Source organism: Amycolatopsis sp. NPDC059021, assembly GCF_042739895.1.
In the GTDB taxonomy this organism is placed as follows: domain Bacteria; phylum Actinomycetota; class Actinomycetes; order Mycobacteriales; family Pseudonocardiaceae; genus Amycolatopsis.
Genome location: NZ_JBHYIQ010000033.1, coordinates 75,087 through 87,489, shown reverse-complemented (window position 1 = coordinate 87,489; position 12,403 = coordinate 75,087). Strand labels below are relative to the sequence as shown.

The following is a 12,403-nucleotide window of genomic DNA, read 5'->3' as shown; positions in this document are numbered from 1 at the left end:
GGGGGCCGGTCCGTGCTGGGGGGGCGCCCGCGCGGGGGGTTTCGACCCCCCCCCCTCCCGCGGGGCTGTTCCCGCCTCTCGCTCTGGGGGGGGGGGGGGGGGGCGGCCCCCCCCCCCCCACGGCGCTGCTCGGCTTCTCCGTGCTGGAGCTGCTCCTGCTCGGCTGGGCGGCCCGCCGCACGCTCGGCACGTCCTGAGCACGCGGTCCGTCCACAAGGGACACTACTTCCCGCCGGGGCGGCGGTGTAGCAGGTCGAACCGGGACCACATCGCCTCCGCCGCCTCGATGGACTCGCCGGTGCGGTCCGGGTCGACCGCGGCCAGCTGGGCCACGATCGCCTGGACCAGCGCCATTCCCGCGGTCAGGGAGGGGAAGAACGTCACGCCCTCGGCCGGGACCATGAGGACGTGTTCCGCGGCGTTCGCGAGTGCCGGGCTCGCGGCGTCGGTGATGGCGAACACCCGCGCGCCCCGGCTCTTGGCCTCGTTCGCGGCGCGGACCGTGCTTTCGTACAGGCGCCAGAAACTGATCGCGACCAGAACGTCGTCGGCGGTGAGTTTCGCGACGACATTGGCGAGTTCCGCGTTGCCCGCGGTCACCGCGTGGACGTCGTAGCCGGCGAGCCGCGCGTTGTGCGCGAAGGCGATTCCGACGGCGGCATAGCTCCCGTCGGCGAGCACCACCGTGCGGCGCGCCGCGGCGAGCGCCTGGGCGACCTCGCGGATCACCTCCTCGTCGAACCGCCGGTTGAGCAGGGCGAGACTGTCGAGATCGCGGCGCAGGGACGCCGAGCCCGGCGAGCCGACGCCGCGGTGTTCCTCGGCGACCTGCGGCGCGCTGAGTGACGACATGTAGCGCGCCCGCAGTTCCTGTTGCAGCGCGGGCCAGCCGGCGAAACCCAGCGCCTGCGCCGTGCGGGTCACGGTCGCGACGTTGACCCCGGCGAGCTGTGCCAGCTCGGCCGTCGAGCCGAACGAGGCCCGCCTCGGCTGGGAGACAAGCACTTCGAGCACCGCTGCCGACTTCGGCCGGAGTCCCCGTTCGGGCAGCCGGTCCCGCAGCCACGCCTCGAAACCGTCGTCGCTCCCCGTTTCCGTCATCTCGGTGCCCCCTCTCGATCGCGTAACCGTAACGGACCGTACCGGCACGGGCACTTGCAAAGACCATTGCAGATCCGTGGAAGTGCAGTATACGTTGTCCGCACTCTCGATGGCCCGGACACGGAAGGCGTTCCCCATGACGCTGCTGGCCCGACTGGATCGGCTCCCGCTGAGCCGCCCCCACTACAAACTGCTGCTCATCGGCGGGCTCGGCTACACCTTCGACGGGATGGACTCCGCGATCGTCGCCTTCCTCCTGCCCAGCGCGAAGGCGGTGTGGCACCTCGACAACGGTCAGCTGGGGCTGATCGGCTCGGCCACCCCGTTCGGTTTCCTGTTCGGCGCGATCGCCGCCGGTCTGCTCGGCGACCGCATCGGCCGCAAGAAGGTCATGATGTACGCGCTGGCCTTCTACGCGCTGTTCTCGGTCGTGGCGGCCTTTTCCCCGAACTACGAGGTGTTCCTCGGGGCCAGGGTGCTGGCCGGTGCGGGCGCGGGGGCCGAGAGCGCGATCATCGCGCCGTTCCTTTCCGAGTTCGTCCCCGCCAAGCGGCGCGGCTGGTTCGTGGGCGCGCTCGCCGGCTTCTTCTCCTTCGGCTTCGTCGCGGCCGCGCTGATCGGCCGGTTCGTCGTGCCCTCGCTGCCCGACGGCTGGCGGATCGCGCAGCTGATCACCGCGCTGCCGATCGTCATGCTGCTGTGGTGGCGCCGCTCCCTGCCCGAGTCGCCGCGTTTCCTGCTCGCCCAAGGACGGGACGCCGAGGCGGAACACATCGTGTCCACATTGGAACGAGACGTCGAAAAGGCCACCGGGACCGCGTTGCCGCCCGTTCCCGCCGCCGACGCCCAGCCCGCGACGCAGACGCCGAAGGTCAACCTCCTCAGTGCGCTGAAGTTCCTGTGGAGCCCCGCGATGGCGCGCCGCACGGCGGTGATCTGGACCGTCTGGTTCGTGATCACGTTCTCCTACTACGGCTTCTTCTCGTGGATCCCGACGCTGCTGGTCGACCGCGGGATCACGGTGACCAAGAGCTTCGAGTTCTCGATCATCATCTACCTCGCCCAGGTGCCCGGGTACTTCTCCGCGGCCTGGCTGTCCGAACGGCTCGACCGCAAGCACACCATCGCGCTGTACCTGACGGGTTCGGCGGTAAGCGCTTTCTGGCTGAGTCAGATGAACGCGCCGTGGTCGATCACCCTGGCCGGGGCGGTGCTGTCGTTCTTCCTCAACGGCACCTACGCCGGGGTGTACTCCTACACCCCCGAAGTGTTCCCGACCTGGATCCGGGCCAGCGGCACCGGCCTGTCCAGCGCGTTCGGCCGGGTAGGCAGCATCCTGGCGCCGACGATCATCGGCCTGTCCGCGGCGAGCCTCGGGTTCGCCGGTGTCTTCGGCCTCACCACTGCCGTCCTGGTGGCCGGGGTGGTGTGCGTGATCGTGTTCGGCCTGTCCACCGCGGGCCGCTCGCTCGAGGAACTGACCGAACACGGTGCCCCGGTGGCCACCGCGAAGGAGATGACGAAGTGACACTGTCCATTGTGGAGGAACAGGTGCGCGCCGCGATCGGCGTGCGGCTGTTCACCGTGCTCGCCTGGGTGCCGGAACGCCGCGCGCTGCGGCGCGTGCACAGCAGCCATCCCGAGCAGTATCCGGTCGGTGGGGAGAAGACCGTCGAGGTCGCCGCCGGCTGGCTCGCGCGCTGCATCACCGGGCAGCAGCCCTATTTTGGGCCGGACGCGGCCGCGGTGCGGGAGATCTTCGCCGACCACGCGTTGATCACCGAACTCGGCTGCGGTGCGGTTATCAACGTGCCAGTGGTCGACGGCGGCCGGACGCTCGGGGTGCTCAACATCCTCGACGCGGAAGGCAGCTACGACCAGGATTCCGTGGTGACGGCCCAGTCCCTTTCCGCGTCGGCGATCCCGGCGCTACGGGAACTCGAAGAAAAGGAGAACCAGTGAACGGATCGTTGCTGCTACGCAACGCCCGGCTGCTCGACCCGCTGACGGGGGAGTACACCGAGGGGGACCTGCGGTGCGCCGACGGCCGCATCGCCGAGGTGGGCCCCGGCCTCACCGCGGCCGACGTCCGGACCGAGGACCTGCGCGGTGCGTTCGTGCTGCCGGGGCTGATCGACGCGCACGTCCACGTGACGGCCTCGACCGCGGATCTGGGCTCGCTGCCGTCCTCGTCACCGTCCTATGTGGCCGCACACAGCGCCCGCACGATGAGCCGGATGCTCGACCGCGGCTTCACCACGGTCCGTGACGCCTCCGGCGCCGACTACGGTCTCGCCGACGCCCAGGCGGAAGGGCTGTTCCGCGGTCCCCGGCTGTTGTTCTGCGGCCGCGCGCTGAGCCAGACCGGCGGGCACGGCGACGGCCGTACCCGCGGCGCCCACGTCCAGGACGACCATCCGTGCTGCGCCGGGCTCGGCCGGGTCGCCGACGGTGTCGACGCCGTCCGCGCCGCGGCCCGCGACGAACTGCGCAAGGGCGCGCACCACATCAAGATCATGGCCTCCGGCGGCGTGGCCTCGCCGACCGACCGGATCGACTCGATCCAGTACTCCGCCGACGAAATCCGCGCGATCGTCGAGGAAGCCGAGGCGGCGAACCGGTACGTCGCCGCGCACGCGTACACCGCCCGCGCCGTCAATCGCGCGCTGGAACTCGGTGTCCGCTCGATCGAACACGGCAATCTCCTCGACGACCGCAGTGTCGAGCTGTTCGCCGAACACGACGCGTTCCTCGTGCCGACGCTCGTGACGTACTGGGCGCTGAAGGAAGAGGGCCGCGAACACGGCCTGCCGGAAGGCAGCTGGCGCAAGGTGGACGACGTCCTCGGCGCTGGTATGGCCGCGCTGGAACGGGCCGCGCGCGGCGGTGTGAAACTGGTCTACGGCACCGATCTGCTCGGTGGTATGCACCGGCACCAGAACCACGAGTTCCGGTTGCGCGGGGAAGTCCAGTCCCCTTTGGACGTCATCCGGTCCGCGACCTCGACCGCGGCCGAACTGCTGAACCTGACCGGCAAGATCGGTACGCTGGTACCAGGAGCGCATGCCGACCTGCTGGTGCTCGACGACGACCCGCTGGCCGACCTCGGTGTGCTGGCCGAACCGGAGCGCTTCCGCCATGTCGTCCAGGGCGGGGTCCCGGTCGCCGGTGCGGCGGCCTGAGAAGAAAGGTGGACCCGGTGCCCGACTACGAGATCTTCGAACTCGGCGACTTCGTCCTGCAACACGGCGCGACACTGCGCGGCGCGCGGCTGGCGTACAAGACCTACGGCACGCTCGACGCGGACAAAAGCAATGCGATCGTCTACCCGACCTGGTATTCGGGCCGCCACTGGGACAACGAGTGGCTGATCGGCGAGGGCAGGGCGCTCGATCCGGCGCGGTACTTCATCATCGTGCCCAACATGCTCGGCAACGGCCTGTCCAGCTCGCCGAGCAACACCCCGCCGCCGTACGACAGGGCGCGCTTCCCGAACGTGACCATGGCGGACAACGTCGCGGCCCAGCACCGGCTGGTGACCGAGCACTTCGGCATCCGGACGCTGCCGCTGGTGACCGGATGGTCCATGGGCGCCGGGCAGACCTACCAGTGGGCGGTGTCGCATCCGGAGATGGTGCAGCGGATCGCGCCGTTCTGCGGGTCGTCGGTCACCAGTGAGCACAACAAGGTGTTCCTCGAAGGCGTCAAGGCCGCGCTCACCGCGGACGACGCCTTCCGCGGCGGGTGGTACGACCAGCCGCCGGTCAAGGGCCTGCGCGCGGCGGCGCGGGTGTACGCGGGCTGGGGCTTTTCCCAGGCGTTCTACTGGAATCAGGTCTACCGCGAGCTGGGCTACAGCTCGCTCGAGGATTTCCTGGTCGGCTTCTGGGAGGGATTCTTCCTCGACGACCGCGACGCGAACAACTTGCTCACCATGCTGTGGACCTGGCAGAACGCCGACGTCGGCCGGACGCCGGGATTCGACGGGGACACGGTGGCCGCGCTGCGCTCGATCACCGCGAAGGCGATGGTGCTGCCCGCGGAGAAGGACCTCTACTTCCCGCCCGAGGACGAGGCGTGGGCGTGCCAGTACATCGCCGACGCCGAGCATCGCGTGATCCCCGGCGTCTGGGGCCATTTCGCCGGTGGCGGCAACAATCCGGTGGACATCGAGTTCATCGACGCCGCACTCAAGGAGTTGCTGGCTCGTTAGTGGTACGTCTCCCCGGTTTTCGTCACGATTCCTTACCACGTGGTGAAAACCGGGGCCGGGCGCGTCCCCTGTAACGCCTCGGGTCATCGGCTCGACTTGAAGGTCGACGCGTGCGTTCTCGCGCCCCTCCGAGGAGAAGCCGGTGACGACCGACAGCTCGACCGTCGAGGAACCCCCACTCATCGTCCAGCCCCCACCGCCCGCTTTCTACGTGCGGAAACGGTTTCTGGTGCCGTTCACGCCGCCCGCGATCCTCGCCGTCGTCGGGATCGTCGTGCTGTTCGTCTCCGGCAACCTGTTCCTGCCGTTCGAACCGGTCGTCACGCTGAAAGGCGAAATGGCCTCGAAAGCCGAGTACTTCGAGGACGACACGGTGAAGGAACTTCTGCTGAAACATCGCATCAGGGTGGAGGTCACGAAGACCCAGGGCTCTCGCGACGTCGCCACGCACGAGACCGAGGGCTACGATTTCGTGTTCCCTTCGGGCCAACCGGCGGCGGATCTGCTCATCGGAAAGCTCCGGGAGAGCGGAAAAAGCCCCAAGGTGCATCAGCCTTTCGTCACCCCGCTGGTGCTGCCCACCTACCGTGCCTACGCGGAAGCGCTGCGCGGCGCCGGTGCGGCCACGCCGCGCGGCGGACAGGGAGCCCCCGGCAATCTCTACTACGACCTCGATCTCGCCAGGTTCCTCGATCTCGCCGAGCAGAACCGGTCGTGGAACAGCATCGGCATCGAGCGGCTCGGCACCACGAACGGCACCACGATCCTCGCCAAGACCCCGAACATGTGCGAGGCCAACTCGGCGGGGACGTACGTGGCGATGGTCGCTTCCATCCGGAACAACGGCCGGGTCCCCCGGAACGACGGCGAGGTGACGGTGCTGGCCGGGAAGATCAACGAGCTGGTCAAGGCGCAGGGACTGACCGCAGGCGAGATGATGCGCTCCTACGGCACCCCGGAGGGGAAGTCGATCGCCCCCGTCCTGGTGGCCTACGAGCACCAGTACTTCGCCTACCAGCTCTCCTACCAGGCCAGGACGGGGCAGGCGGACACCGATCGCGTGCTGCTCTATCCCACGCCCGGCGTGCTCACCCAGCCCCAGCTCATCGCCCTCGACGAGAACGGGGACCGGCTCGGCCGGCTGCTCACCGAAGACCCGGCGCTGCGCAGGCGGGCGATGGAACTCGGCTTCCGGGTACTCGATCCCAGCGCCACTACGTCGAGCCAGCGGCTGTGGGAATTCCTGACGGAGCGGGGGATCCCGGTACCGGCGCCGCAAGCCGACGAGACCAGCGCCCGGATACCGGACCTGAACCAGCTGGAGATGCTGCTGAACCAGGTCGGTGGGTGCCGATGACCGCACGGCTCGGCCTGCTCGCGCTCTGCGTCCTCCTGGTGCTGACCACTTCGTGCACGACGGGCTCCTCGGCCGCCACCACCCTGCGTGTGCTGGCCAGCTCGGAGCTCGACGACGTCCGGCCCCTGCTCGACGATCTGCGCAAGGAAACCGGGATCACGCTGGAGATGGACTACCAGGGCACGGTGGAGGCGGACAACGCGCTGAATCCCGGCGGCTACCGCCACCAGCTCGCCTGGTTGTCCTCCGCGCGGTACTTCGAGCTCAAGCTCAAGGCTTCCGGCTACACCGGGCCGAAACCGGCATCGACGAACATCATGAGCTCGCCGCTGGTGATCGGCCTGAAGCCGCAGGCGGCCGAACGGCTCCGGCGCCACGCCGGGCATCCGCGGCTGTCCTGGGCCGACGTCGCGAACGGCGCGGCCGCCGGGCTGGTGCGGTTCGGCATGGCGGATCCGAGGCAGACCGGCAGCGGGCTGTCCGCGCTGGTCGGCGTGGCGACCGCGGCGGCGGGGACCGGCCGCGCGCTGCGCCCGGAGGACGTCACCTGTGACCGGCTCCGCGGTTTCCTCACCGGTCAGTCGCTCACCGCGAACACCTCACGGCGGCTCGCGGACGAGTTTGCCGGGCGCCAGGACGACGCGGACGGGCTGATCAACTACGAGTCCGTGCTGCTTTCGCTCAACGGCGGCGGAAAACTGCGCGAGCCGATGGAGATCATCTATCCCGAGGACGGCATGATGCTGTCCGAGTACCCGCTGCTGCTGCTCGATCCCGCCCAGCGCACCGCATACGACAAGGTGGTCGGCTGGCTCAAGAGCGAGCCGGTGCAGCGAAAACTCATGGAACGGACCCTGCGCCGGCCGCTGGACCCGGCCGTTCCCCGTGATCCGCGGCTGGGGCAGTCGATCGGCAACGCGCTGTACTTCCCCGACGAGCAGGCGGTCGTCGACCGGCTGCTGGCCAACTACGACCGGGGCGCGGTCGCCGGGCAGGTGATCTTCCTGCTCGACTACTCGCGGTCGATGGCGGGCGCACGCATCGCGAAACTGCGCGAGGCGTTCGCCGGACTCGCCGGGGCGGACGGCTCGCGTTCGGGTAAGTTCGCCCGCTTCTACAAGGGCGAAAAGTTCTCGGTCATCAGGTTCGGCGGGCGGATCCTCGACGAACGGACCTTCGCCATCGAGAGCGAAAGCGACCTGAACTCCGTGCGGGATTTCGTCGCGGTCGACGATTTCGACGGCAGCACCGCGGTCTGGTCCAGCCTCGACCACGCCTACCGGAAGGCCGCGAGCCTGCTGGGCGAGAATCCCGGGAAACGCGTGTCCATCGTGCTGATGACCGATGGGGAGAACAACGCGGGGGAGGGGATCGAGGAGTTCCTCGGCCACTACCGGGCGCAGGCGCCCGCGGCGCGGGACGTGCACACCTACTCGATCCGCTTCGGGGAAGCCAATTCCGGCGAACTCGACCGGGTGGCCCGCGACACCGGAGGGCGGATGGTCGACGCGGGCGCCTCCTCTCTTCAAGAAGCCTTCAAGGAGATCCGTGGCTGCGAATAGTGCCCTCTGGTGGAGCGTGTGGTGGCCGTGGATGCTCGTGTGGACGGGCACGGCGCTGGCTTTCGTGGCAGCCGTCGGAATCGCGGGCGTGCACTGGTGGCGAAGCCGCCGGTACGCCCCACAGCCGCGTCACCTCGACATCAGCTTCTACCTCGACGGCGAGTCCGTGCTCGACCTCTATCAGCGGCGCCGCTACGAACCCGCGCTCAGCCAGCAGGTGGAGGAGAAACTCGTCCGGGGCAGCAAGGCGAGTGTCACCGCGGAGCTGTCGTCGCTCAAGGGGAGCGCGGAAAAGGGCGTCACCCAGGAAATCTTCAGCACCTACATCAAGGAAGCGAAGCCGATCACCGTCATCGGCATCATCCTCGACGTGCTGGAGAAGGAGCACGACATCGTCTACATCGACCTCCGCAGGCAGCGGCTCATCCGGAACAAGGCACTGGCCAGGGAACAACGCCGCCAGGATCTCGATCCGGTGGCGCCCGTCCGGCTCGTCGACCTCGAGGGGTACGTCTCGGTTCTCGGCAGGTTCAAGGCGGTCAGCAAGACCGAACAGACCACGATCTTCACCGCGCCGTACGGTGATCCGGGGGAGGCAGGCGGTGGCGCGCGGGTCCGCGTCGAATGCGTCGACGAGGGATTGCGACGCAACCGCGGCGAGGGCACCTTTCAGGCGCGGTGCCTCGGCAAGGTCCAGGAGTGGGACCCGCACAGCCGGGAACTGGTGATCCACCCCATCGCGATCTTCCAGTAGCCCGGTCAGTTCTTGCGGGCCGCGATCCGTGCGCGGATTTCGTCGAAGTGGTGGTGCACGGCTTCGGTGATCTCGGCGCGCTTTCCGCCGCGGATCGCGTCGACGATCTTCTGGTGCTTGGCGACCAAAGCGTCCGAAGTGGACAGTGTCGGTCCGACCAGTGACTCGGCCTGCTGGTAGACCTCCCAGAACAACCGCACCAGCTCGAGCGCGAGGTCGTTGCCCGCGGCCGCGCAGATCAGCTCGTGGAACTCCCGGTCCGCGGCGGGGGCCGTGGCCGGCTCGCGCATACGCTCGACGCGGTCCTGGAGTTCGTCGAGCAGCTTCGCTGGAGGATGCTCCGCGACGCGCCGGGCCAGATCGGTCTCCAGGATCTGGCGGACCTCCATCAGGTCGTACAGGCCGCTGAGGTCGTCGCGGGAGCGGGCCTTGGTGCGGAACAGCAGGGACGGGATGAGCGCCGTCATGCTCGCGGTGCCGACGAAGGTGCCGTGCCCGTGCCGGATGTCGACGATGCCGAGCGCCTGGAGCGTGCGCACCGCCTCGCGCACGGAGTTGCGGGCGGCGTCGAACTCCGCCATCAGCTTGTGCTCCGGGGGGAGCGGATCCCCGGCACCGAGCTCCTCGCGGTCGATCAGCGCGATGATCGACTCGACCAACTCCTGGCTGCGCAGTGCTCGCACCATTGCCCCCTCCTCGGTCCGTGGGTTACGGTACCCATCCATCGTAAGACGTCCAACGTCCTACGTATACACGCGACCATCGAAGAAGGTGAGCGACGTGGAGCTCTCGGGCGTGCCGTGGTACCGGCGGCTGGATCGCGGGCAGTGGAAGGCGTTCGGCGCGGCCTGGCTGGGCTACCTGCTGGACGGGTTCGACTTCGTGATCATCACGCTGGTGCTGACCGAGCTCGCGGGCTCGCTGCACCTGACGCTGGCGAGCGCGGCGAGCCTGGTCTCCGCGGCGTTCGTGTCGCGCTGGTTCGGTGGTCTGCTGCTCGGCGCGATCGGCGACCGCTTCGGCCGCAGGCCCGCCATGATCCTCAGCATCCTGTGTTACGCGGTGGGCACCGCGCTGTGCGGTTTCGCCTGGAGCTACTGGTCGTTGTTCGTGTTCCGGGCGATCGTCGGGATCGGCATGGCCGGCGAGTACGGCTCCAGCACCACGTACGTCATGGAGAGCTGGCCCGCCTCGCTGCGCAACCGGGCCAGCGGGTTCCTGCTCGCGGCGTTCCCGGTCGGCAATGTCCTCGCCGCGCAGGCCTACGGGCTCATCGTGCCGAGCTTCGGCTGGCGGTGGCTGTTCTGGCTCGGGATCCTCCCGGTTCTGCTCACCCTGTGGATCCGCCGGTCGCTGCCCGAGGCGGCCGACTGGACGCGTGAGGTGGCGCGGCGGCGCGTGCGCGAGACCAGCGCGTCGGTGCTGCTGTCCGGCCGCCGGGTCTGGGCCAACGCCGCGCTCGGCGTGGTGGTCGCGGTGTCCCTCGTGCTGATCTTCTCCGGCTCGTCCGGCGGGCTTTCGTGGTTGTGGATTGCCTTGTCCGTACTGGGTTTCGTGGTGTTCGCGGTGCAGCTGACCGGCCGGGACTGGCCGATGGCGGTGGCGCTGATGGTCACCGTGTTCTGCGCGTTCCTGTTCTCCTGGCCGATCCAGTCGCTGCTGCCCACCTACCTCAAGACCGTGTCGCACTACGGGGCCGGCGAGGTGGCGGGCGCCCTGACCTGGGCCGGTCTCGGCTACGCGGCGGGCTGCTGCCTGGCCGGCCTCGCCGGCGACCGGTTCGGCACCCGGCGCACCTACGTCGCAGGCCTGTTGCTGTCGCTGGTGTTCGTCTTCCCTGTGTTCGCGCTCGGTCCCGGCAATTTCCTTCTGGTGTGCGTGTTGTTGTTCGCCTTGCAACTCACCGGCGCCGGGGTGGCCGGGCTGCTGCCGAAGTACATCGGCGACCACTTCCCGGTGCGGCTGCGGGCCGCCGGGCTCGGCTTCACCTACAACGTCGGAGCGCTGGGCGGCGCGGTCGCGCCGGTCCTGGGCACTCAGATCGCCGCGCACCTCGGGCTCGGCACGGCGCTGGCCCTGCTCGCCACCGGGCTGACCCTGCTCACCGCGCTGCTCGTCGGATTCGACGTCCCCGCAAGGCTTTCCTCGCGTGCCAGGGCCACTTCGGCCCTCACGCCCGCCGAATGACCCGCTGTTCGAGAAAGGTTTCTTCTGCCATGGCTGACTCCCTGCGCCTTCACGGTGTCGTCCCGCCATTGGTCACCCCGCTCGGCCCGGACGGGGACGTGGACGCCGCCTCGCTGCGGAGGCTCATCCGCTTCCAGCTGGACGCCGGGGTGCACGGCGTGTTCCTCTGCGGCTCCTCCGGCGAAGTCGCGCTCCTCGACGCGGGACAACGCCGCGTGGTCGTCGAGACCGCCGTGGACGAGGTCGCCGGGGCCGTGCCGGTCCTGGTCGGCGCCGTCGACAGCGGGACGCGGCAGGTCATCGGGCACGCCAGGCAGGCCGGAACCCTCGGCGCGGACGCCGTCGTCGTCACCGCGCCGTACTACGTCCAGCCGCACCCCGACGAGATCGTCGCGCATTTCCACGCGGTGCGGGACGCGGCCGGAATTCCTTTGGTGGCCTACGATATCCCGTCCGCGGTCGGCGCGCGGCTGACCCCGGACATCGTCGAGCGGCTCGTGGAAACGGACGCCGTCGTCGCGCTGAAGGACTCCAGCGGCGATCTCGCCGGCTTCCGCGAAATCCTGCGCCGGCTCCCGGAACTGCCCGCGCTGACCGGATCCGAACTCTTCGCGGACACCGCCGTCCAACTGGGCGCGGCCGGAGTGGTGCCGGGACTGGGCAATGTGGACCCGGAGGGCTACGTCCGGCTGTACGGAGCGGCTGCTGCGGGGGACGTCGCGGCCGCGAAGGCCGAACAGGACCGGCTGGCCCGGCTGTTCACCATCACGACCGTGGCCGACCGGCGGCGGATCGGCCACACTGCGGGCGCCCTCGGCGCGTTCAAGGCCGCCGTGGCACTGCGTGGCGTCATCTCCGACGCGCGCACCAGCCCGCCGCTGCTTCCGCTCACCGACGCGGAAATCCGCGAAATCGCCGCCCTGCTCGGCGACCTGGGACTCGGCCCGCTACGTCCGTGAAGGCCCGAGTGTGTCCTTTGTGGACACTCGGGTTGGGTGCCTGCCGGGCCGCTGCGGTTGCGACAAGGGCGTCCCTGGGTGCGTTGGGTGCGCCGAGGGACGCCCTGGGTGCGGTGGATGCACCCAGGGCGTCCCTCGGACTCTCCCCGCCACCCCGACCGCGCCGCCCGGCGTGGGGGGCGGGGGGGGGGGGGGGCTCGGCCGCGGGACCCCCCCTCACGGCCGGCGCGCCACAACCCGCCCCCGCCCCCCCCCCCCCCCCCACGACCA

The 12,403-nt window shown here is 69.5% G+C and carries 11 protein-coding genes; 9 read left to right on the top strand and 2 right to left on the bottom strand.

Annotated features, from left to right (window positions below):
- Positions 1–222 precede the first annotated feature (222 nt).
- Positions 223–1,101: a MurR/RpiR family transcriptional regulator gene (locus ACFWX1_RS20975; RefSeq protein WP_378389679.1), complete on the bottom strand. Its 879-nt coding sequence runs from the start codon at positions 1,099–1,101 to the stop codon at positions 223–225.
- Between the two features lie 136 nt (positions 1,102–1,237).
- On the opposite strand from ACFWX1_RS20975, the gene ACFWX1_RS20970 reads away from it, so the two are divergent.
- The 7 genes from ACFWX1_RS20970 to ACFWX1_RS20940 all read left to right on the top strand — a co-directional run bounded on the left by ACFWX1_RS20970 (position 1,238) and on the right by ACFWX1_RS20940 (position 8,987).
- Complete coding sequence (locus tag ACFWX1_RS20970) at positions 1,238–2,629, top strand: MFS transporter (RefSeq protein WP_378389677.1); 1,392 nt, start codon at positions 1,238–1,240, stop codon at positions 2,627–2,629.
- Positions 2,626–3,063, top strand: a complete 438-nt coding sequence (locus ACFWX1_RS20965) for a GAF domain-containing protein (RefSeq protein WP_378389675.1) — start codon at positions 2,626–2,628, stop codon at positions 3,061–3,063. Before ACFWX1_RS20970 ends, ACFWX1_RS20965 begins: the two co-directional genes overlap by 4 nt.
- Entirely contained in the window at positions 3,060–4,283 is a 1,224-nt protein-coding gene (locus ACFWX1_RS20960) for an amidohydrolase family protein (RefSeq protein WP_378389673.1), read from the top strand. The genes ACFWX1_RS20965 and ACFWX1_RS20960 overlap by 4 nt, the downstream gene beginning before the upstream one ends.
- A gap of 8 nt (positions 4,284–4,291) precedes the next feature.
- Entirely contained in the window at positions 4,292–5,314 is a 1,023-nt protein-coding gene (locus ACFWX1_RS20955) for an alpha/beta fold hydrolase (RefSeq protein ID WP_378389671.1), read from the top strand.
- Positions 5,315–5,456: 142 nt separating this feature from the next.
- Positions 5,457–6,671: a hypothetical protein gene (locus ACFWX1_RS20950; protein WP_378389670.1), complete on the top strand. Its 1,215-nt coding sequence runs from the start codon at positions 5,457–5,459 to the stop codon at positions 6,669–6,671.
- Complete coding sequence (locus tag ACFWX1_RS20945) at positions 6,668–8,233, top strand: substrate-binding domain-containing protein (protein ID WP_378389668.1); 1,566 nt, start codon at positions 6,668–6,670, stop codon at positions 8,231–8,233. The genes ACFWX1_RS20950 and ACFWX1_RS20945 overlap by 4 nt, the downstream gene beginning before the upstream one ends.
- Complete coding sequence (locus ACFWX1_RS20940) at positions 8,220–8,987, top strand: hypothetical protein (protein WP_378389666.1); 768 nt, start codon at positions 8,220–8,222, stop codon at positions 8,985–8,987. Before ACFWX1_RS20945 ends, ACFWX1_RS20940 begins: the two co-directional genes overlap by 14 nt.
- 5 nt (positions 8,988–8,992) lie before the next feature.
- On the opposite strand, the gene ACFWX1_RS20935 is transcribed toward ACFWX1_RS20940, so the two are convergent.
- The gene (locus ACFWX1_RS20935; protein WP_378389664.1) at positions 8,993–9,673 is read right to left on the bottom strand and encodes a FadR/GntR family transcriptional regulator; all 681 of its coding nucleotides are present in this window, start codon (positions 9,671–9,673) and stop codon (positions 8,993–8,995) included.
- An 85-nt stretch (positions 9,674–9,758) separates the two neighbouring features.
- Between ACFWX1_RS20935 and ACFWX1_RS20930 the strand changes: the two genes are divergently transcribed.
- Positions 9,759–11,174 (top strand): sialate:H+ symport family MFS transporter, encoded by a 1,416-nt coding sequence (locus tag ACFWX1_RS20930; RefSeq protein ID WP_378389662.1) that lies wholly within the window; start codon positions 9,759–9,761, stop codon positions 11,172–11,174.
- A 29-nt stretch (positions 11,175–11,203) separates the two neighbouring features.
- Entirely contained in the window at positions 11,204–12,133 is a 930-nt protein-coding gene (locus tag ACFWX1_RS20925; RefSeq protein ID WP_378389660.1) for a dihydrodipicolinate synthase family protein, read from the top strand.
- Positions 12,134–12,403: the final 270 nt, after the last annotated feature.